Source organism: Herbidospora sp. RD11066 (assembly GCF_054661255.1).
Genome location: NZ_BAAGDO010000003.1, coordinates 792,841 through 813,250, shown reverse-complemented (window position 1 = coordinate 813,250; position 20,410 = coordinate 792,841). Strand labels below are relative to the sequence as shown.

Sequence of the window (20,410 nt, the reverse complement as noted above, 5' to 3'; positions counted from 1 at the left end):
CGGGGAGGGCCGGGACGGGATGACTAGGGAGCGACCGGCTGGAGCGACGCGAGGGACTCGAAGCCGCCGAGTTCGAGCCAGTTACGCCACATCGTGGGCGCCGACTTGGGCGCGCTGCCCTCGCTGGAGGGCCAGTTCTTCCAGGTGGTGCTGCTGACCTGCGACCAGAGGCCGTTGTACCAGAGCGGGATCACCGGCAGTTCGTCCAGCATGATCGCCTCGATCTGCGAGGCGACCTTCTTCATGCCCTCGACGTCGTCGGTCTTGGTGCCGTCGAGCTGCTGGACGAGCTTCCAGGCGTCCTCGTTCTCGTAGCGCCCGAAGTTCACGGTGTTCTGCTGGGCCTGGACGGGGAGCTGGAAGACGTACTCGAAGTAGGTGTAAGGCGAGTTCGAGAGCTGCCGCTCGTTGTTGATGACCAGGTCGAACTTGCCCGAGTTGCGGGCCTCGACGAGGGCGTTGTAGTCGGGGAACTCGGCCTCGACGTTGATGCCGGCGGCCTTGGCGCTGGAGGCGATGACGCGGATGGCCTCCATCCAGTCGGTCCAGCCGGCGGGCACGATCAGCTTCAGCGCGATCGGCGAACCGTCCTTGTTCTCGACCATGCCGTCACCGTTGGAGTCCTTGTAACCGGCGTCGGCCAGCAGCTTCTTGGCCTTGTCGGTGTCGAACCCGAAGCCCTTCGAACCCACGACCGCCTGGTCGACGAACTGGTCCCACTGGGGCAGCAGGCCGGTCGGGCTGGCGGGCTTGACCAGGTTGCCGTACACGCCCTCGACGATCTTCTTCGTGTCGACCGAGGCGGCCAGCGCCTTGCGGAACTCGGCGTCGTCGAGCGGCTTCTTCTTCGTGTTGGGCACCAGCCAGGCCGTGTTGGCCGACAGCATGTAGGGCGGCTCGGGGTAGAACGTGGTGACCCCGAAGTTACCGCTGACCAGGTTGGCCGCGCCCGGCAGGAAGTTGTTCGACAGGTCGAGGCCCTTCTGCAGCAGCAGGCCCATCGCCACCTCGTTGGAGGAGTTGACGATGTCGACGATGTACTTCGGCTTCGGGTCGAGGTTCAGCCCGGCCTTGCCCCACCAGGTGTCGTTCTTCACCCAGGCCACGCGGTCCTGGTCGTGGCTGTGGTACTTGTACGCGCCGGTGCCGATCGGGTTCTCGTTGATCCCGTCGAGGACGTCCTTCTCCGCCCGGCCCTCCCAGATGTGCTTGGGCACGATCGACCGGCTGTAGATGTTGAAGTCCCACTGCTGGTAGTTGGCCTTGGAGAAGGTGAACCTCACGGTGGAGGCGTCGGGCGCCTCGACGGCCGAGAGCCAGTTCCACAGGTTGTGGTACGGGATCGTCTCCATCTTGCCGAGCTCGAAGGTGAACTTGACGTCCTCGGCGGTGAACGGCTTGCCGTCCGACCAGGTGATGTTCGGGCGCAGCTTGACCTCGTAGGTCGTGTCGTCGGTCCACGCGCCACTCTGGGCCAGCCACGGCGTCAGCTTCCCGGCGACCGGGTCGAAGTGGAACAGCGTCTCGTAGACCAGGCCCTTGGTGCCGGTCGCGGAGTCCCACTCACGGATCGGGTTGAAGTTCGCCGGCGGGCCCCACTGGGTGCCGCTGGTGTAGAGCGTCTCGTTCCGCGGGAACGCACCGCCCTCGGCGGCCGGAGCCGGTGCCGCCGGAGCCGTTCCCCCCGGAGCCGGGGCGGGCGTGGTACCGCCGCTCGTGCAGGCCGTCGCCAGCAGGCCGACGGCCACGACAGGTATCAGAAACCGGGTAAGACGGTTCCGCATCGTCCTTCTCCTTGCTTCCACACGTACAGGCCAACCCCGATGGGTCGGCCGGTGGGAGCCCCGGCCGACGTATTGGGAGCGCTCCCAAAGCGCTCCGGCGTGTGATACATGGCTGAACCGAATAAGTACCGTGACGGTAAAATCCCTATGACATCAGTGTCAATAGCTCAATATGGGCTGAACCAGTTAAGTTGCGCGACGGGGTGGGCTCGTGAAAAGACCGACGATCGCTGATATCGCACGTCAGGCGGGGGTCTCCAAGGGTGCGGTGTCGTACGCGCTCAACGGTCAGCCCGGTGTATCCGAATCGACGAGACAGCGGATTCTTGCGATAGCGGATGAAATCGGCTGGCGGCCGAACAGCGCCGCCCGCGCGCTCAACGGCGCCCGCGCCAACGCGATCGGCCTCGCGCTGTGCCGCCCGGCCCGCATCCTCGGCATGGAACCGTTCTTCATGGAGCTCATCAGCGGCCTGGAGGCCGAGCTGTCGGCGCGCGACTTCGCGCTCATGCTCCAGGTCGTCGGCGACCACGCCGGGGAGATCGCGGTGCACCAGCGCTGGTGGGGCGAGGGCCGCATCGACGGCGCGTTCCTGGTCGACCTGCACGTCGACGACCCGCGCGTGCCCGTGATGGAGGACCTCGGCATGCCGGTCGTGGTCATCGGCGACCCCTCGGGGGCGGGGTCGCTGGTGCCGGTCTGGTCCGACGAAGGGGCACCGGTGCGGGAGACCGTCGACTATCTGGTGGCGCTGGGTCACCGGCGGATCGCCCGGATCGCGGGGCTGCCGAAACTCGTCCACACCACACTGCGCGACCGGGAGTTCGCCACCGCCTGCGCGGGCCTCGACGACTGCCCGGTGGTGCACACCGACTACACCGGCGAGGAGGGTGCCCGCGCCACGCGCCGCCTGTTGTCATCGCGTGTCAGACCGACCGCGATCGTCTACGACAACGACATCATGGCCGTCGCCGGACTTTCGGTCGCCCAGGAGATGGGTCTGACCGTCCCGGCCGACCTGTCGATCGTGGCCTGGGACGACTCGCCCCTCTCTCAGGTCGTACGTCCCCCGCTGACCGCCCTGACCAGGGATATCCCGGCCTACGGGGCGCAGGCGGCGCGTCTGCTCCTGGGTCTCATCGACGGCTCTTCTGCCGGTTCGTTCGAGGATAGGGCGGCGAGTCTGAACCCTCGCGGAAGCACCGGACCGCCGGTTTCGGCCGGGCATTAGGGATTCGTCGTTACACTTTGCAGCGGTGACCGGGGGGTGGCCCCGGGCCGTTTTCCCCCGGGGGTTGGGCGTTGAGTCAGGTCGACGTGCGTCCGGAGCCGGTGCTGACACCGCTCCAAGAACGGCCCCGCCGCCTGTGGGTGGCGTGGGTGCAGGTCCTGATCGCGGCCGTGCTCGGGGTCGTGGTCGGCGCGGTGAGCTTCCTGGTCTCGGGCTATCTGAAGGTCGCCACGAACGTGAAGCACGAGGCGGTGGCCACGACCGACCTGGGCCCACGGCCCGTGAAGGTCAGCCCGGCGATGAACGTGCTGATCGTCGGCTCCGACGTACGCAAGGGCGCCAACGCCAAATACGGCCAGTTCGCCGGCGAGCGCACCGACACGATCATCCTGGCCCACATCTCCCCCAAGCGGGACGGCGCCACCCTGATCAGCTTCCCCCGCGACTCGCTGGTCGAGTTACCCGAGTGCCGGGCCCGCAGGGGCTTCCCCGGGCAGAGCGCCCACGTGGGCATGATCAACGAGTCGTTCAACTCGGGCGGCATCGCCTGCACCTGGAAGACCATCGAGGGCCTCACCGGCATCCACATCGACCACTACGTGAAGGTCGACTTCACCGGCTTCAAGGGCATGGTCGACGCGATCGGGGGCGTGCCGGTCTGCGTACCCGAGCCCGGCATCAACGACAAGAAGGCCCTGCTGACGCTCGCGCCCGGCAAGCAGCTCCTCAACGGCGAACAGTCCCTGGGTTATGTACGCGCCCGCTACAGCCTCGGCGACGGTTCCGACATCGGCCGCATCCAGCGCCAGCAGATGTTCCTGGCCTCGATGTCCAAGAAGGCGATGAGCGGCGAGACGCTCACCAACCCCGGCGCCCTGCTCAACCTGCTCGACGCCGTGACCAAGTCGATCACCACCGACCCCGAGCTGACCCCGTCGGTCCTGAAGGACCTGGCGCTGAGCGCCGAGGGTCTGAAGGCCGGGGCGATCCGCTTCATCACCACCCCGTGGCACTACTCGCTGACCAGCCCCGGCCGCGTCGAGTGGACGCAGCCGCAGGCCAAGACGCTGTTCACGATGGCGGCCAAAGACCAGCTCACCTCGAAGCTCGAATCGGGCGAGCAGCGGATCCCCAAGAGCCAGATCCACGTCGTCGTGCAGAACGGCTCGGGCCGCTCCGGTCTGGCCACCAACGTGGCGGCCATCCTCGAACAGCGGGGCTACCACATCCTCAAGGTCGAAGACGCGCCCAAGCCCTACGCGAAGACGTTCGTGAAGTACACCCCGAGCGGCCAGACGCGCGCGGTGCGGGTGTTCCGCGAACTGCAAAAATCCACGACATTCAACGTGAAATCTGGAACAACGCAGCATGTCGTCCTGGTACTGGGAGCCGACTACCAGGGCCTCAAGGAACCGAAGACGACGATCGAGGACGTCGAGGGCTTCGACGCGACACACGACACCTGCACGACGCAGTAGCGTTAAGTCCGTATTGAACCGGGCATATGGGGCGTCATGCGCGAAAACCGGAGCCTTCGTCGGGCCTTGGCCCTGACGCTCGCTTCAGCTTTCCTGTGGGGTGTCGCGCACATCTGGACGGGCCGCACGAAGACGGGCCTGACCCTCGCGGGGCTCTATCTGGCACTGATCTCGACCGCGGCCGTGGTCGCCGGCAACGTACCGGCGTCCCGCTTTCTCCCATGGCTCGACGTGGGCGTCGTCGCGGCGGTCTCGCTGGCCGTCGCGTGGGCCGGGGTCATCGTGTGGTCGTGGCTGGTCGTCGCGCCCCGGCGGGTGCGGCTGGGCCTCCCGCTGGTCGCCGTGGCCGGGCTGTGCACGCTGGTCGCGGCGCCGCTGGGCTACGCGTCGCGGGTGGCGTACGTGTCGAACGAGGTCGTCAGCACGGTCTTCGTGGCCGACGAACCGGAAGCACCCCACGTCGTCACGCCGGTGGCCGACCCGTGGGCGGGCAGGCCGCGCCTGAACATCCTGCTCATCGGCGCCGACGCCGCCCCCGACCGCCCCGGCGCCCGGACCGACAGCATGACGGTGGCCTCGGTCGACACCCGTACGGGCGACGCGATCCTGTTCTCCCTGCCGAGGAACCTGCAGAACGTCCCGGTGCCCGACTTCCCGTCGTCCGCGCTGCTCAACGAGGTCTTCCAGTGGGGTGAGGACCACGGCGGCTCCGGCACCGACCTGCTGAAGGAGACCGTCGGCGGCATCCTCGGCCTCGACGTCGACTACTACGCGATGGTCGACATGAGGGGCTTCGCCCAGATCGTCAACGCGATGGGCGGGGTCACCATCACGGTGAAGAACGACATCGTGTTCGGCGCCTACCGCGAGGGCCTCATCAAGGCCGGCACCCAGCACATGAACGGCACCCAGGCGCTGTGGTTCGGCCGCTCCCGCACCGACAGCGACGACTACCAGCGCATGGGCCGCCAGAAGTGCCTGCTGAACGCGCTGGCCGACCAGGCCGACCCGCTGAAGGTGCTGAGCGGCTTCGAGCGCATCGCCGACGTGACCAAGCGGTTCGTGTCGACCGACATCCCGCGCAGCCTGCTGCCCGACCTGATCGACCTGGCCCCGAAGGTGAAGGCCGCCGACATCACCAGCCTCCAGTTCGTGCCCCCGCTGATCAGGACGGGCAACCCCGACTGGGACCTGATCCGCTCGAAGGTCCGCGACGAGCTGAACCCGCGCCCGGTCGCCGCGACCGCCAAGCCGAAGAAGTCCGCCGACAAGGCGATCGACCTCGACGCGTCCTGCGCCTGAATTCGGTCCGGCCCATCCAAGTCCAAAAACCTACCGGGCTTGACGGGAATCTTGGATCGCTCTTTAATACTCCCTAACCCGACTTATTTAGTAGGAATCAGGGAGAAGCGTATGAAGGCTCGCAGGGTTCGCGGGGTAGTCGCCGCGCTGGCCGCGGTGGTCGTGACCTCGCTCGCGGCCGCCTGCGGCGGGGGTGGAACCACCGCTGACGGAGGCGCCTCGGCTCCCGCCGGTGGCACCGCTGCCGCGGAGAAGAGCGAGCTGCGGCTCGGCTTCTTCCCGAACATCACCCACTCGACCGCCCTCGTCGGCGTCGAGAAGGGCTACTTCACCAAGGCGCTGGGCGACAACGTCACCCTGAAGACGAGCACCTTCAACGCGGGTCCCGCCGCCATCGAGGCGGTCTTCTCCGGGGCCATCGACGCGACGTACATCGGCCCGAACCCCGCGATCAACGCGTGGGCGAAGTCGAAGGGCGCCGCGATCAAGATCGTGGCGGGGGCGGCGTCGGGGGGCGTCTACCTGGTCGTGAAGCCCGAGATCAACTCCATCGAGGACCTCAAGGGCAAGAAGGTCGCCACGCCGCAGCTCGGCAACACCCAGGACGTCGCCCTGCGCTACCTCCTGACCGAGAAGGGCATCAAGACCGACACCAAGGGTGGCGGTGAGGTGTCGATCGTGCCGCAGGAGAACTCGCTGACCCTGCAGACCTTCGCCACCGGCGACATCGACGCCGCGTGGGTGCCCGAGCCCTTCGCCAGCCGCCTGATCCAGGAGAGCGGCGGCAAGATCCTGATCGACGAGCGCGACCTGTGGCCGAACAAGCAGTTCGTGATCACGCACCTGATCGTCCGGCAGGAATGGGCCAAGGAGCACCCCGACCTGGTCAAGAAGCTGATCGAGGGCCACGTCGAGTCGACCGCCTTCATCAACTCCGACCCGGCCGGCGCGGCCACCGCGGTCAACGCGCAGCTCGAGAAGCTGACCGGCAAGCCCCTCAAGCCCGAGGTGCTCGACACCGCGCTCAAGAACATCACGTTCACCAACGACCCGATCGCCTCGTCGCTGGTCGGCAGCGCCGACCACGCCATCAAGGTGGGCCTGCTCGAACCGGTCGACCTGAACGGCATCTACGACCTCACCACGCTCAACGGGATCCTGTCCGCGAAGGGCGAGACGGCGGTGAGCGACAAGTGACGGCTCCTACTCAGGAGCTCGGTTCCGGCCGGACGGAGGGCACCGCGCCCGCCGTCCGGCTGGACGCCGTCTCCAAGGTGTACGGCCGGGGCGCCACCAGCCTCCTCGCCCTCGACCAGGTCTCCCTGAACGCGGCCCAGGGCGAGTTCGTCTGTCTGCTCGGCGCCTCCGGCTGTGGCAAGAGCACCATGCTGAACCTGGTCGCGGGCCTCGACCGCCCGACCACCGGGACCATCGAGACCGGCGGCAAGCAGATCGCCATGATGTTCCAGGAACCGGCCCTGTTCCCCTGGCTGACCGTCACGGGCAACATCGAACTGGCCCTGCGCAAGCTCGACCGCAAGAAGCGCAGGGAACGGGCGGCCGAGCTCCTCGACGTCGTCCACCTCGGCGGGTTCGCCAAGAAGCGCCCCCACGAACTGTCCGGCGGCATGCGCCAGCGCGTCTCCCTCGCCCGCGCGCTCGCCCAGGAGGCCGACATCCTCCTGATGGACGAACCCTTCGGCGCCCTCGACGCGATGACCCGCGACCTGCTCCACGACGAACTCGAGCGCATCTGGCGCGAGCGCAACCTGGCGATCCTGTTCGTCACGCACAACGTCCGCGAGGCGGTCCGCCTCGGCGACCGGGTGGTTCTCCTGTCCAGCCGCCCGGGCAAGGTCATCGAGGACTACGCGGTGGACCTCGAACGCCCGCGCCGCACGGAGTCGCCCGAGGTCGCCAAGCTCGCCGGAGAGATCACGGTCCGCCTCAAAGAGGAGGTCAGCAGGCATGGCCGTTGAGACACGCGACCAGATCGCCGGCCTGGACGCGCTCGAAATCCAGGTCAAGGCGAAGCGCAACATCCCCGCCGCGGTCTGGGGCCGCGTGTGGCCCATGCTGCTGGCCATCTCGATCGTCCTGGTCATCTGGGAAGCGGTCGTCCTGGCCGAGTTCTGGCCCGAATACGTCTTCGCCGGGCCGGTCACCGCGCTCGGCGAGCTCGGGACCCGCCTGGGCGAGGCCGAGTTCTGGCACGCCATCGCGACCACGATGCGCCGGGCCATCTCGGGCTTCCTGCTCGCCATCCTGGTCGGCGTCGCCATCGGCGCGGCGGTCTCCCGGGTCAAGCTGCTCCGGGCCGCGTTCGGGTCGCTGATCACCGGTCTCCAGACGATGCCGTCGATCGCCTGGTTCCCGCTCGCGATCCTGCTCTTCGGCCTCACCGAGAACGCGATCACCTTCGTGGTCGTGCTCGGCGCGGCCCCCTCGATCGCCAACGGCCTCATCACCGGCGTCGACTACACCCCACCGATCCTGCTCAGAGCAGGACACGTCCTGGGCCTGCGGAGGCTCTCGCTCTACCGCCACCTGATCCTGCCCGCCTCGCTGCCGTCGTTCCTGGCGGGCCTCAAGCAGGGCTGGGCGTTCGCGTGGCGGTCGCTGATGGCCGGTGAGATCCTCGTGATCATCGCCAACCAGCCGTCACTCGGCGAGCAGCTCCACTTCGCCCGTGAGCTGGCCGACTCGGCCCGCCTCCTGGCCACGATGATCGTCATTCTGCTCATCGGCATCGTGGTCGACGTGCTCTTCGGCGCAGCGGACAACGCGCTGCGCCGGCGGTGGGGTCTGGACCAGCGGATCGGCTGACAGGCATGCGCCTGTCGGCACGCACCCATTACGCGCTCCGGGCGGCGGCCGAACTCGCGGCCGCCCCTCCGGGGCCCGTCCCCGCTGAGCGGATCTCGACCGCCCAGCGCATCCCCCGTAGGTTCCTCGACAACATCCTGCTGCAGCTCAGGCGGGCCGGGCTGATCCACAGTCAGCGCGGCCCCGACGGCGGCTACTGGCTGGCCAGGCCCGCCGACCAGATCACGCTCGCCGAGGTGATCGTCGTGATCGAAGGGGTGCCCCAGGACAACGAGGCGTTCTTCGGCGCCTCCGAACCCCTGGAGAAGGTCTGGTCGGCGCTGCGCGACAACGAGACCCGCGTCCTCACCGGCGTCACCCTCGCCCACCTCGCGGGCGGCTCGCTACCAACCCTGTGACGCTTATCTCACCTCTGCCCCATTAGTTATGGAAGACTCCCAGTCCAGTAGTGTCCGGCCTGGGTGCAGAGGCGGCGTGATGGGAAGTCCGGGACAGCTCGTCGTCAAGCGATACCGGCTCGTGCGGGCGCTCGGCCAGGGCAACACCGGCGTCGTCTGGGAAGGCCACGACGACCTGCTCGACCGCCCGGTCGCGGTCCGCGAGGTGCTGCTCCCCGCCGGACTGCGCGAGACCAGGCAGACCGCGTTACGCCAGCGCATCGCCAGGGAGTCCCGCCAGGCCGAACGGCTGCGGCACCCCGGCATCGCCGCGGTCTTCGACGTGGCCGAAGAAGACGACACACTGTGGATCGTCATGGAACTGGCGCGGTCCCGGTCGCTCGACGGGATCGTGGCGAGCGACGGGCCGCTCGACGTCCCGAAGGCCGCCCACGTGATCAGGGCCGCGCTCTCGGCCCTCACGGTCGCCCACGCGGCCGGGGTGCGGCACGGCGACGTGCGGCCGGCCAACATCCTGGTCGGGCACGACGGCCGGGTCGTGCTGGCCGACTTCGGGGTCGGCACCGTGGCGGCCGACCCGGTGTTCGCCAAGAAGGTCGGCGAGCGCTCACCCGCCCACGGGGAGTCGTGGAGTTCGGCGCGGTCGTCGTCGGCCTACCGGGCGCCCGAGCGGACCGATCCGGAGGCGCCCGTCAGAGAGGCCGCCGACCTGTGGTCGCTGGGCGCCTCGCTCTACTTCGCGGTCACCGGGAAGCCTCCGGCGCTGCCGACCGACAAGACCGCCCGCGGGCCTCGCGACGCCGACGTGTCGGCCGCGCCCGAGGAGCTGCGTCCGGTGCTCGCGGCGCTGCTGGCCCGCGACCCGAAGCGGCGGCCCTCCCACGAGGCGGCCGACCGGGCGCTGGAAGCGTTCGAGCCGCCACCGCCCCCACCCGAGCCGAAGCCGGCGCGCGGCGGCATGCGCGTGAAGTTCATCGCGGTCGGCGCGGCCGTCGTCGTGGTCGCGGGCGCGATCAGCGGCTGGGCCCTGTTACGTCCCGACACGACGGTCGTCACCACCCGCACCGCCGCGGCCGACCCGACCACCGCGCCCGTCGTGTTCCCCTCGCCGTCGCCCTCGCCGATCGCCGCACTCAGGTTCAAGCTGGAGCGGTACGACTCCCCGGCGGGCTGGCACACGATGGCACCCCGGGCGTGGAAGCGCTCGGTCGGCGAATACTCCGTCTGGTGGGTCGACCCGAGGAACCGGGGCCATCTGTCGATAGAGATGACGAACCAGGTCGGCACCGATCCCCTCGCCGCCCTCCACGAGGCCGAGGCGTTCCTCTATCCGAATGTGGAGGCGTACACGAAACTGCGCCTGAAGACCGTCGGGTCGAAACTGGGGTCGGCCGCCGATTGGGAGTTCACCTGGCGCCAGGTCCGTAACGCCAAAGAAACACACCTGGTGAAGGGCGAGACCTATCACCAATATCGGCGCGTCATCTCCACCGAAACCACGACAACGGTTCTCACGTGGACGACCACCGCCGCCGAATGGGAGCGCATGCGCCCCACTCTGCTGAGGGTCTTCCGGGCCTACTCGCCCACGCAGACCTGAGACTCGTGGCAAACTGATTACGACAATCATTTTCACTGTCGTGATCAGGGAGACCACCCGTGCGTGTTGCCTTCGTCGGCAAGGGCGGTAGCGGCAAGACCACCCTTTCCTCGCTCTTCGCCCGCTATGCGGCCACCCGCGCCCGGGTCGTGGCGATCGACGCCGACATCAACCAGCACCTGGCGCTCGTCCTCGGCGCCGAGCCGCCCCGCCCGCTCGGCGGCATGCTGACCGAGATCAAAGACCACCTGCGCGGCGCCAACCCGCGCATCGCGTCGGCCGCGGCCATGGTCAAGACGACCCCGCCCGGCCGGGGCTCCCGGCTCGTCACCCTCGACGACCCGTTCTTCCCCTCGGCCGAGACCGAGGGCCTGCGGCTGATGGTGACAGGCCCGTTCGGCGAGAGCGACCTCGGGGTGGCCTGCTACCACTCGAAGGTCGGCGCGGTCGAGCTCTACCTCAACCACCTGGTCGACGGCCCGGGTGAGTACGCCGTGGTCGACATGACCGCCGGGGCCGACTCGTTCGCCAGCGGCATGTTCACCAAGTTCGACGTCACCTTTCTCGTGGTCGAGCCCACCCGCCAGGGCGTGAGCGTCTACCACCAGTACAAGGAGTACGCCGCCGAGTTCGACGTCGCGATCGCGGTCGTCGGCAACAAGATCCAGACTCCCGGCGACCGGGAGTTCCTGCGCGACCAGGTGGGCCCCGACCTGCTCACCTGCCTCGACCACAGCCCCGCCGTGCGGGCCATGGAACAGGGCCGCTCCTTCACCCTCGACGACCTGGAACCCGGCAACCTCGCCGGTCTCCGGATCCTGCTCGACCGAGTCGACGCGGCCGAGAAGGACTGGGCGAAGTTCGGCCGCCAGGCGCACGAGTTCCACCTGCGGAACGCGCACGCCTGGGCGAACAAGGCGACCGGCCAGGACCTGGCCGGACAAATCGACCCCGACTTCATTTTCGGGAACGTCGCCTTGGCATAACGTCAAAGAGCCCCAACCGAGAGGAGAAAGCCTCATGTCGCTGACCGTTCCGAACGATCTGCTCGACCAGGCCAGGGCCGGTGACGTGGACGATGCCGCCTTCGTGGCGTGCGTCCGCGACTCGTTGCCGTACGCGTGGGAGCTGATCAGTGAGCTGGTCAGAACCAGGACCGAGTCGGGCGCGAGTTTCGCCGACAACATGGTCCCGCCGCCGGACGAGGCGGCCCGGGGGCAGTTGCTGCGCTGCCTCGCCAGTGACGCCATGCGGGGCGCGCTGGAACGCCACTTCGACGTGAAGCTGGCATTCCAGAACTGCCACCGAGTGGCCGTGTTCGACCCGTCGGCCACCGCGGAACTGGCCGACTTCACCACCGCGCGCGCCCAGATCCTCAACCAGCAGCCGGAGCTCGTCGACTGCTAGCAGCGCGTTGACCAGGGCAAACCGAAGGCGCCCGCCTAGACTTGATCGTCATGAGGGCCGAGTGGCGATTGCTCGTCTTCGCGGGCGTCTTCCTGGTCGCGTACGCGACCCCGATCCTCTTCCCCGACATCCCGCGTGACGCGAAACTGGCCTGCTGGCTCGCCCAGATCGGCTGCTGGCTGCTGTTCCTGGGCGAATACGTGGTCCGGTTCGTCCAGGCCGCGAACAAGAAGGCGTTCGTCAAGGCCAACGCCCTCGACCTGCTGGTCATCCTGCTGCCGTTGATGATGCCGCTGCGGATGCTGCAACGGCGGCTCGGCTTCCAGCGCAGGGTGCTGACCTTCACCGCGACGACGACGCTGGTCTTGGGGCTGTCGGCCAGCCTGGCGATCCTGCGCGTCGAGCGCTACGCCCCCGGCGCCAACATCCTGACCTTCGGCGACGCCACCTGGTGGGCCGTCACGACGATGACGACCACCGGCTACGGCGACACCTACCCGGTCACCCCCGACGGCCGCCTCATCGGCTCGGCCCTGATGCTGGGCGGCGTCGCCCTGCTGGGCGTCGTGACGGCGACCCTGGCCTCGTGGTTCGGCCGCAGGTTCGACACCGGCGACGACACCGAGGCCCTGCTCCGAGAAGCGCTCAAGGAAATCGGCGAACTGAAGGAAATGCTCAGGTCCAGAGGCTGAGCTGGCCCTCCCCCGCCGAAGGGTCGCGGTGGCGCTTCAGGTGGCGCCACTTCGGCAGGTCGTCCATGTAGGACCAGGAGAGCCGGTGGTGTTCGCCCGGCCCGTGCTCGGCGAGCGCGGCCTGGTGGGTGGGGGCCGGGTAGCCCGCGTTCTCCGCGAAGCCGTAGATGTCGGCACCCGAGAGGGTGGCCATGAACAGGTCGCGCCGCACTTTGGCCAGGACCGAGGCCGCCGCGACCGACACGCAGTTGAGGTCGCCCTTGATCTCGCACCGGACCGGCCAGGGCGCACCGAGGTAGTCGTGCTTGCCGTCCAGGATCACGACGTCGGGCTTGACCGGCAGCGCCTCCAGCGCCCGCCGGGCCGCGCGCCGCAGCGCCTCGGTCATCCCCAGGGTGTCGATCTCCTCGACCGATGCCTCGCCGTGGCCGTAGCCGACGACCCACTCTTCGAGCAGCGAGACCATCGCCTCGCGGCGACCCGGTGCGAGCATCTTGGAGTCGGTCAGCCCCTCGGGGGGTTCGCTGAAGTCGGTCACCACGGCGCAGACCGAGACCGGACCGGCCCAGGCGCCCCGGCCGACCTCGTCGACCCCGGCGACGACCTTGTTGTTCCCCTTGGTGAGCAGGCGTTCGATCGTGTACGACGGCACCGGCCAAAACTAGTCGGCGAACCCATTGGTCGTGGACAGATAGCCGAGATCGTTGGCCAGATACCGCGCCGCGACGTGTAGCGCCCGGAGCGAGGCCGCGACCGAGGCGCGGTGCACCGACGACTCCCGGGCCACTGCGGTGATGACCCGCTCGACCGGCTCCCCCGGGAACTCCCGCACCACGACCCCCCGCACCCCGGCCGCCAACGACAACGCGGGTACCGCGGCGATCCCGATCCCCTTGGCGACCAGGCTCAGGATCGTACCGAGACCTTCGAACTCCCAGGCCACCGGTGGCGCCCCGCCGACGTCGGTGAGCAGCCGGTCGACGGCGGTGCGGGACGGCTCGCCCTCCGGGGTCGCCATCCACGCCTCGTCGCGCAGGTCGGCGGGGTCGACCGGCTCGTCGAGGTTCGCGAGCCGGTGCCGACGCGGCACCACGAGCACCAGCGGATCGCGCAGCAGCGGAAAGACGGTGAGCGTCTCGCGCCGCCGCACCCGCCCCCACCAGTCGTCGACGAGGGCGATGTCGGCCTCGCCCGACTCGACCTCCCGCATGCCGCGCCCCGACCGGCTCTGCGACAGCCGGAACGCCAGCTGCTTGTGCCGCCGGAGCGACTGGGCGAGCGCGGGCGCGAAGGCGACGGCGGCGGTGGGGAAGGCGGTGATGACGACCCGCCCGGTTGGAGTCCCCGCATGTGCGGACAGGTCGGATTCCGCCGTCTCGACCATGGCCAGGATCCGTTCCGCGTGGACGACCAGGCGCCGCCCGGCGTCGGTGAGTTCGGCGGAGTGGCTCGTCCGGTCGATGAGGGCCGCCCCTGCCTCCCGTTCCAACGCCGCGAGCTGCTGCGATACCGCCGACGCGCTGTAGCCGAGGGACGCTGCCGTGGCGGCGATGCTGCCCCTCCGGGCGAACTCGCAGAACAACGTCAAACGTCGCAGATCCAGCATCGGATCTCCTTATGCCCGGCACCGAAAAGCCTCGCTTGTCCTGATGCCCGTACCCACACAAGGTGGGTACGTTCCACAGCATTCAGGAGGAATCAGTATGCACGTCACACTTTCGGCAACTCTGGCCGCAAACGAGGACATCGCCCGAAGACGGAGGTCGGGGCAACGGGTCCTTCACCTCGCATTCGGCGAAGCCGGACTACCCGTTCACCCCGTGTTGCTGGCCCGTCTCGCCGACGCGGGTGTCAGCAACGGCTACGGCGAGGTCGCGGGGCTGGCCGCGCTGCGTGCGGCGGCGGCCGGGTACTGGTCGCGGCGCGAGCTGCCGACCGATCCCGACCTGGTGGTCTGCGGTCCGGGCAGCAAGTCGCTGCTGTTCGGCCTGCTGGTGGCGATCGGCGCCGATCCGGGCGAGTGGAGGTCTCCCGGGGACATGGTGCTGCCGATGCCGAGCTGGGTCAGCTACGCGGCCCAGGCGGAGATCGTCGGAGTGCGCCCGATCCTGGTGCCGACCGCGCCCGGAGAGGGCGGGGTGCCCGACCCCGACCAGGTCAGGTCGGCGGTGCTGCACGCCCGCTCGCAGGGCAGGACGGTCCGCTCGGTGCTCGTCACGCTCCCGGACAACCCGACCGGCCGCCTGGCCCGGCCGGAAACGGTCAGGAGACTGGCCGAAGTCGCCCGTGAGCTCGACCTGGTGATCATCTCCGACGAGATCTACCGCGATCTCGTCCACGACCCGCAGGCCACCCCTTTTCTCAGCCCGGCCGACGTGGCCCCGGAACGTACCGTCATCACCAGCGGCCTGAGCAAGTCGCTGGCGCTGGGCGGCTGGCGGATCGGCGTGGCCCGGCTGCCGCACACCCCCGACGGGTGGGCGCTGCGCCAGCGGCTGCTCGCGGTGGCCAGTGAGATCTGGTCGGCCCCGGCCGCGCCGGTGCAGCACGCGGCGGCCTACGCGTTCGACGAGCCCGAGGAGATCGTGGAACGTATCGACGACTCCCGGCGGCTGCACGCCACGGTGGCCCGCGCGGTCGCCGACCGGTTCGCCCGCGCGGGCGCGAAGGTCGACGTGCCGCAGGGCGGCTTCTACCTCTATCCGCAGATCCCCGGTTTCGACAGCTCCGACGAGCTGGCCCGGACCCTGCTCGACCGCCACGGCGTCGGCGTCCTGCCGGGCACCGCGTTCGGTGACGAGCCCCGTTCGGCCCGGGTCAGGGTGGCCACCTCGCTGCTGTACGGCGAGACCGCCGAACAGCGTCTCGCGGCGCTGCACGGCTCCGATCCGCTGGCGCTCCCGTGGGTGGCCGAATCGCTCGACTACCTGGAGGAAGCCCTCCGCGGACTGACCGCGAAGGAGCCGTCGAGGGCACGAAGGGGGATGTTCCTGGCGCCCGCTCCGGCCCGTTAACGATCTTTGTCGAATCTTTACCCTCAGCGACCGTGCCGAAGCCTTACAGAAAGGGCTCTGACCTGCGGTTTTATGGCTAGGGTGGGCGCTCTACCTGGGGTTCCACAAGTTGTCGTGTGTCATTTGGCACCAGAGGTGTCGTCCAGACCCCATCATGTGCTCATGCCCGCTTTTGTCACCCTGTCCGGGCGCCTCGTGCGCCTGGAACCGCTCACCCTCGCGGCGGTCGACGACCTCGTCGACGCGGCGGCGGAGGACCGCGCGACGTACTCGTTTACTCGCGTTCCCGCAGGCCGGGAAGAGATGACCTCCTATGTGGAGGCCGCTCTGGCTGAGCAGGCGGAGGGCCGCACGATGCCCTTCGCCATCCGGTGGCTGCACACCGACCGCGTGGTCGGTGCCACCCGTCTGATGCACCTGGAGTACTGGCAGGGTCCCATGCCCTGGCCGCCGGGTACCAAGGGCGTGGTGGGCGAGGTCCCGTCAGTCGCGGACATCGGTTACACCTGGCTGGGCGCCTCCGCCCAGGGCACGGGTGTCAACCGGGAGGCGAAGTATCTTCTGCTCTCCCTCGCGTTCGAGACCTGGCAGGTCCACCGGATAACCCTCAAGGCAGACGTACGCAACCACCGATCCCGGGCCGCCATCGAGGCCCTCGGCGCACACCTCGACGGTGTGCGGCGAGCGGACAGCCGAGGCGCCGACAACACGGTCCGAGATACGGCGTATTACTCGATCCTGCGCTCTGAATGGCCGGCGGTACGAGAACAGATCCTCGCGCGTATGGGTTACGCGCACGCAGCCGCCTGATCAGCCATTCCTTCGAGCCGAAAACGGAACGAGCGGCCCGCCCCCATGCCGGAGGGCGGGCCGCTGCGTGTCCGGTGACCATCGCCCGCACCGGCCGCGTTTCCTGCTCACTGCCGCGGAAGTGCTGTCGGTGGCGTGTCACCATTCGCTTTGGAACGATTGTCCCCTATCTATGTGGAGCGTGGGAACTCAGACTTCGGCGGTGTAGCCGAACTCGTCGTCCCACGCGTTGTAGATCTCGTGCCAGGAGCCGCACTTGGTCGGGTAGCTGCTGTAGAGGCCGATCTGGCAGACCTTGACCTCGACCTGGGCGACGTCGGAGCGCCAGAAGTCGATCTTCTTGTAGCCGTCGGTGCCGCACTTCTTGTACGTCTTGTAGCTGGACGACCAGTCGTCCTCGTGGTCGTCCCACGAGGTGTAGCGGAAGGCGACGTAGCCGCACTTGCCGCCCTGGTGCTCGGTCCGGTAGTCGCGGTCGTAGAGCTTGCCGCTGATGTGGACGCTGTTCGACTCCTCGTCGTCGTAGGAGACGTCGATCGAGCCCTTGGCCTTGGCCTTGCCGTTGCTGCTGTAGTAGTAGCCCCAGTCGTCGTCGTAGTCCCAGTCGTTGGCCGACAGGGGAGCGGCCTGCGCGGCGGTGGCGAGCAGGGCGCCCATACCGAGGGTCAGAGCGGTGGCGGTGGTGACGGCGCCGAGAACAGTGCGGATACGCATGGAAAACTCCAGGGGTAGTTCTGAGGACGATCCCGTTTCCGGGTACGCCTCATTGATAGGTCTGCCTCCCTGCACCGGACTTTCACCGTCCTTGAGACCTCATTGCGAGCGACCTGACGCCGTATCATTTCGATCGAAAAAGTTTCCGATCGGCACAAAGAGGGCTTCTCATGGCTGGTCAACTGCGCTTCGCGGTACTTGGACCCGTCAGAGCCTGGCGTGACGATGCCGAACTCGACCTCGGCACACCCCTTCAGCGGTCGATCCTGGCCATGCTGCTGCTCCGCGAGGGGCGTGCGGTCACCCCGACCGAGCTCATCGACGCCGTCTGGGGTGAGGAGGCGCCGCCCCGGGCGCTGGGCGCGCTGCGCACCTACGTCTCCCGGTTGCGCACGGCGCTGGAGCCCGACCGCTCTCCTCGTACACCACCGCAGTTACTCACCTCGGTCGGCAAGGGCTACGCGCTCCGGCTGCCCGACGACGCCTTCGACCTGGCCCGGTTCGAGAAGGCGGCGCACGCCTGCGAGTCGGCCCGCAAGGCGGGGGAGATCGACCGCGCCGCCGCGACACTGCGCGAAGGGCTGGCCCTGTGGAGCGGCGAGCCGCTGGCCGGAGCCGTCGGCCCCTACGCCGACTCGCAGCGCGAGCGGTTGATGGAACGTCGCATCGCGGCCGTCGAGACGCTGATGGACCTCGACCTGGAGCTCGGCCGGCACGCCGAGGTCATCTCCGAGCTGATGGTGCTGACCGACGACCACCCGCTGCGCGAACGGCTGCGCGCCCAGCTCATGCTGGCCTACTTCCGCTGCGGCCGGCAGGCCGAGGCGCTCAACGTCTTCACCGACACCCGCAACGCCCTCGTCGAGGAGCTCGGCATCGACCCGGGCGCCGAACTCACCGAACTGCACCGCCGCATCCTCGCCGCCGACCCGACGCTGGCCTTCGCCGCCAAGCCCAGAAAACCGGTCCTGGACGAACCCACCGAGCCCCAACCGGTCGTCGAGATGCCCAAACCCGCGCAGCTCCCGGCCGCCGTGACCGACTTCACCGGCCGCAAGGCCCTGGTGAACCGGCTGCGCAACCAGCTCTCCGCCTCCATCGACGGCGTGCCGATAGCGGCGATCTGCGGCATCGGCGGCGTCGGCAAGACCACCCTCGCCGTTCACGTCGCCCACCTGCTGCACGACACCTTCCCCGACGGCCAGCTCTACGCCGACCTGCGCGGCTACGGCCGCGAGCCCACCCCGCCGGAGACCGCGCTGGCCGCGTTCCTGCGCGCGCTCGGCATCCCCGTCGACGTCATCCCCGACGGCCTGGCCGACCGGGCCGCGCTGTTCCGCTCACTGCTCGGCGACCGGCGCATGCTGGTGCTGCTCGACAACGCCCGCGACGCCGACCAGGTCGAACACCTGCTGCCGGGCGCCCCGGGCTGCGCCGCGCTCATCACCAGCCGGGGCAAGCTCGCCGACCTCCCGGCCGCCCGCCTGATCGACCTCGACGTCATGGAACCCGACGAGGCCCTCGAACTGTTCTCGGCCGTCGCCGGTCCCGAACGCGTCGCCGCCGAACGCGCCGCCGCCATGGACGTGGTCGCCGCCTGCGGGTTCCTGCCGCTGGCGGTCCGGATCGTGGCCGCCCGGCTGGCCTCCCGCCCGTCGTGGACGGTCGCCTCGCTGGTCCCCCGCCTCGCCGACGAGCGCCGCCGCCTCGACGAGATGAAGATCGGCAACCTGGCCGTCTCGGCCACCTTCGCCCTCGGATACGGCCAGCTCGACCCCCGCCAGGCCCGCGCGTTCCGGCTGCTGTCGCTGCCCAACGGCACCGACATCTCGACCCCGGCCGGGGCCGCCGTGCTGAACCTGAGCCTGGTCGAGACCGAGGACCTGCTCGAGTCGATGGTCGACGTCAGCCTGCTGGAGGCGCCCGCACCGGGCCGCTACCGCTTCCACGACCTGCTGCGGCTGTTCGCCCGCCGCCAGGCCGAGGACACCGACACCCCGGAGGCCCGGCACCAGGCGCTGCGACGCCTGCTCGGCTTCTACCTCGGCTCCGCGCGGGCCGCGCACCGCCTCGCGTACGAGGGCAGCAAGGTCGCCGACAACCTGACCGTCGTCGGCACCCGGGGCCACACGTTCGCCTCTGCCGACGAGTCGGTCGCCTGGCTGGCCGCCGAGGCCGACGACCTGTTCGCCCTGCTGGGCCAGGTCGCCGAGGAAGGTGGCGACCTGGCCGCAGCCGGCGACCTGTTGGTCGCGATGGAGCCCCTGCTGGAGGCGGGCGCGTTCGCCCGCGAGTTCGAGCTGCGCACCCGCGCCCTGATCGAGGCCGGTGGCGACCCGACGAGACTGCGCGCCCACTACGTGCGGGGGCGGATGCTGTTCGGGGTGAACCGGCTGGCCGAGGCCGACCAGGAGTTCCGGTCGGCGCTGGAGATCGCCGAGCGCACCGGCGACCACGTCGTGCTCGGCGAGATCTACAACGCGCTCGGCGTGGTGACGGGACGGCTCGGAAGACACCCGGAGGCGCTCGACTGGTTCGGCCGGGCCACCAAGGTCTACCGCGCGTCGGGCAACCTGGCGGGGGAGGCGCTGGTGCTCAGCTACTCGGCCCGCGACCTGCTGCTGCTCGGCCGGGCCGCCGACGCGGTCTCCGTCTCGGAGCAGGGGCTGCAGATCTTCGGTGAGATCGGCAGCGGCCCCGGTGTGGCCAGGGCCCGCTACCACCTGGGCGTCGTGCTGTCGTACGTCGGCCGCCTGAACGAGGCCGTCGTGCACCACGCCGAATGCCTCGACTTCTTCCGCGCCAGCAACCAGAAGGTCTGGGAGCAGCGGGTCTGCAACCGCCTGGCCAACACCCTGATCTCGGCCGAACGTTTCCAGGAGGCCGCCCGGCACGCCGAGCAGGCCCTCCTGGTCAGCCGGGAGATCACCCACCCCTACGGCGAGGCGCAGTCGCTCACCGCTCTCGGCAAGGCGCTGCGCGGGTCGGGCAGCCGCACCCGCAGCCGGGACGCGCTAGAGAAGGCCCTCGACCTTTTCATCCGTCTCGGGTCCGCTGAAGCGGATGACGTAAGAAAGCTGCTCAGCGATCGCGTCGAGACCTAGGTCGTCGTCGAGCCTGGTCATCCGCACGTGGTTGATCACTTGGGGGAGTC

The 20,410-nt window shown here is 69.1% G+C and carries 18 protein-coding genes; 14 read left to right on the top strand and 4 right to left on the bottom strand.

Annotated features, from left to right (window positions below):
- Positions 1–23: 23 nt before the first annotated feature.
- Positions 24–1,784, bottom strand: a complete 1,761-nt coding sequence (locus ACYQ78_RS15420) for an ABC transporter substrate-binding protein (RefSeq protein WP_459801499.1) — start codon at positions 1,782–1,784, stop codon at positions 24–26.
- A 211-nt stretch (positions 1,785–1,995) separates the two neighbouring features.
- Here ACYQ78_RS15420 and ACYQ78_RS15415 point away from each other — a divergent pair, with 211 nt between their 5' ends.
- From ACYQ78_RS15415 to ACYQ78_RS15365, 11 genes are all read left to right on the top strand, one after another.
- Positions 1,996–3,015, top strand: a complete 1,020-nt coding sequence (locus ACYQ78_RS15415; protein WP_459801498.1) for a LacI family DNA-binding transcriptional regulator — start codon at positions 1,996–1,998, stop codon at positions 3,013–3,015.
- Positions 3,016–3,086: 71 nt separating this feature from the next.
- Entirely contained in the window at positions 3,087–4,493 is a 1,407-nt protein-coding gene (locus ACYQ78_RS15410; RefSeq protein WP_459801497.1) for an LCP family protein, read from the top strand.
- Positions 4,494–4,559: 66 nt separating this feature from the next.
- Positions 4,560–5,795, top strand: coding sequence for an LCP family protein (locus ACYQ78_RS15405; RefSeq protein WP_459801496.1), 1,236 nt, complete (start codon positions 4,560–4,562; stop codon positions 5,793–5,795).
- Between the two features lie 111 nt (positions 5,796–5,906).
- Positions 5,907–6,992 (top strand): ABC transporter substrate-binding protein, encoded by a 1,086-nt coding sequence (locus ACYQ78_RS15400; RefSeq protein ID WP_459801495.1) that lies wholly within the window; start codon positions 5,907–5,909, stop codon positions 6,990–6,992.
- Positions 6,989–7,774, top strand: a complete 786-nt coding sequence (locus ACYQ78_RS15395; RefSeq protein WP_459801494.1) for an ABC transporter ATP-binding protein — start codon at positions 6,989–6,991, stop codon at positions 7,772–7,774. Before ACYQ78_RS15400 ends, ACYQ78_RS15395 begins: the two co-directional genes overlap by 4 nt.
- Positions 7,764–8,621 (top strand): ABC transporter permease, encoded by an 858-nt coding sequence (locus ACYQ78_RS15390; protein ID WP_459801493.1) that lies wholly within the window; start codon positions 7,764–7,766, stop codon positions 8,619–8,621. The genes ACYQ78_RS15395 and ACYQ78_RS15390 overlap by 11 nt, the downstream gene beginning before the upstream one ends.
- Positions 8,622–8,626: 5 nt before the next feature.
- Positions 8,627–9,019 carry an RrF2 family transcriptional regulator gene (locus ACYQ78_RS15385; RefSeq protein WP_459801492.1) on the top strand — a complete coding sequence of 131 codons (393 nt, stop codon included), beginning with the start codon at positions 8,627–8,629 and terminating at the stop codon, positions 9,017–9,019.
- 79 nt (positions 9,020–9,098) lie between these two features.
- Positions 9,099–10,619 (top strand): serine/threonine-protein kinase, encoded by a 1,521-nt coding sequence (locus tag ACYQ78_RS15380; protein WP_459801491.1) that lies wholly within the window; start codon positions 9,099–9,101, stop codon positions 10,617–10,619.
- Positions 10,620–10,678: 59 nt separating this feature from the next.
- A complete protein-coding gene (locus ACYQ78_RS15375; RefSeq protein ID WP_459801490.1) occupies positions 10,679–11,605 on the top strand; it encodes an ATP-binding protein in 927 nt (308 codons plus the stop codon).
- A gap of 34 nt (positions 11,606–11,639) precedes the next feature.
- Positions 11,640–12,026, top strand: coding sequence for an SCO5389 family protein (locus ACYQ78_RS15370; protein WP_066375573.1), 387 nt, complete (start codon positions 11,640–11,642; stop codon positions 12,024–12,026).
- A gap of 50 nt (positions 12,027–12,076) precedes the next feature.
- Positions 12,077–12,718, top strand: a complete 642-nt coding sequence (locus tag ACYQ78_RS15365) for a potassium channel family protein (RefSeq protein ID WP_459801489.1) — start codon at positions 12,077–12,079, stop codon at positions 12,716–12,718.
- Here the strand turns inward: ACYQ78_RS15365 and ACYQ78_RS15360 are convergent.
- Both ACYQ78_RS15360 and ACYQ78_RS15355 read right to left on the bottom strand, forming a co-directional pair.
- Complete coding sequence (locus ACYQ78_RS15360; RefSeq protein ID WP_459801488.1) at positions 12,702–13,370, bottom strand: ribonuclease HII; 669 nt, start codon at positions 13,368–13,370, stop codon at positions 12,702–12,704. The genes ACYQ78_RS15365 and ACYQ78_RS15360 overlap by 17 nt on opposite strands.
- 9 nt (positions 13,371–13,379) lie before the next feature.
- Complete coding sequence (locus ACYQ78_RS15355; RefSeq protein WP_459801487.1) at positions 13,380–14,324, bottom strand: LysR family transcriptional regulator; 945 nt, start codon at positions 14,322–14,324, stop codon at positions 13,380–13,382.
- A gap of 97 nt (positions 14,325–14,421) precedes the next feature.
- Here ACYQ78_RS15355 and ACYQ78_RS15350 point away from each other — a divergent pair, with 97 nt between their 5' ends.
- Together ACYQ78_RS15350 and ACYQ78_RS15345 are read left to right on the top strand one after the other, a co-directional pair.
- Positions 14,422–15,732, top strand: a complete 1,311-nt coding sequence (locus tag ACYQ78_RS15350) for a pyridoxal phosphate-dependent aminotransferase (protein WP_459801486.1) — start codon at positions 14,422–14,424, stop codon at positions 15,730–15,732.
- 162 nt (positions 15,733–15,894) lie between these two features.
- Positions 15,895–16,542, top strand: a complete 648-nt coding sequence (locus tag ACYQ78_RS15345; protein ID WP_459801485.1) for a GNAT family N-acetyltransferase — start codon at positions 15,895–15,897, stop codon at positions 16,540–16,542.
- A gap of 189 nt (positions 16,543–16,731) precedes the next feature.
- On the opposite strand, the gene ACYQ78_RS15340 is transcribed toward ACYQ78_RS15345, so the two are convergent.
- A complete protein-coding gene (locus ACYQ78_RS15340; protein WP_459801484.1) occupies positions 16,732–17,256 on the bottom strand; it encodes a hypothetical protein in 525 nt (174 codons plus the stop codon).
- Positions 17,257–17,426: 170 nt separating this feature from the next.
- Between ACYQ78_RS15340 and ACYQ78_RS15335 the strand changes: the two genes are divergently transcribed.
- Positions 17,427–20,360 (top strand): AfsR/SARP family transcriptional regulator, encoded by a 2,934-nt coding sequence (locus ACYQ78_RS15335; protein WP_459801483.1) that lies wholly within the window; start codon positions 17,427–17,429, stop codon positions 20,358–20,360.
- Positions 20,361–20,410: the final 50 nt, after the last annotated feature.

Coding starts and splice junctions, on each gene's coding strand:
- ACYQ78_RS15420 (WP_459801499.1), bottom strand. CDS start 1,784: ATGCGGAACCGTCTTACCCGGTTTCTGATACCTGTCGTGGCCGTCGGC.
- ACYQ78_RS15400 (WP_459801495.1), top strand. CDS start 5,907: ATGAAGGCTCGCAGGGTTCGCGGGGTAGTCGCCGCGCTGGCCGCGGTG.
- ACYQ78_RS15390 (WP_459801493.1), top strand. CDS start 7,764: ATGGCCGTTGAGACACGCGACCAGATCGCCGGCCTGGACGCGCTCGAA.
- ACYQ78_RS15385 (WP_459801492.1), top strand. CDS start 8,627: ATGCGCCTGTCGGCACGCACCCATTACGCGCTCCGGGCGGCGGCCGAA.
- ACYQ78_RS15380 (WP_459801491.1), top strand. CDS start 9,099: ATGGGAAGTCCGGGACAGCTCGTCGTCAAGCGATACCGGCTCGTGCGG.
- ACYQ78_RS15370 (WP_066375573.1), top strand. CDS start 11,640: ATGTCGCTGACCGTTCCGAACGATCTGCTCGACCAGGCCAGGGCCGGT.
- ACYQ78_RS15365 (WP_459801489.1), top strand. CDS start 12,077: ATGAGGGCCGAGTGGCGATTGCTCGTCTTCGCGGGCGTCTTCCTGGTC.
- ACYQ78_RS15355 (WP_459801487.1), bottom strand. CDS start 14,324: ATGCTGGATCTGCGACGTTTGACGTTGTTCTGCGAGTTCGCCCGGAGG.
- ACYQ78_RS15350 (WP_459801486.1), top strand. CDS start 14,422: ATGCACGTCACACTTTCGGCAACTCTGGCCGCAAACGAGGACATCGCC.
- ACYQ78_RS15345 (WP_459801485.1), top strand. CDS start 15,895: ATGCCCGCTTTTGTCACCCTGTCCGGGCGCCTCGTGCGCCTGGAACCG.
- ACYQ78_RS15340 (WP_459801484.1), bottom strand. CDS start 17,256: ATGCGTATCCGCACTGTTCTCGGCGCCGTCACCACCGCCACCGCTCTG.
- ACYQ78_RS15335 (WP_459801483.1), top strand. CDS start 17,427: ATGGCTGGTCAACTGCGCTTCGCGGTACTTGGACCCGTCAGAGCCTGG.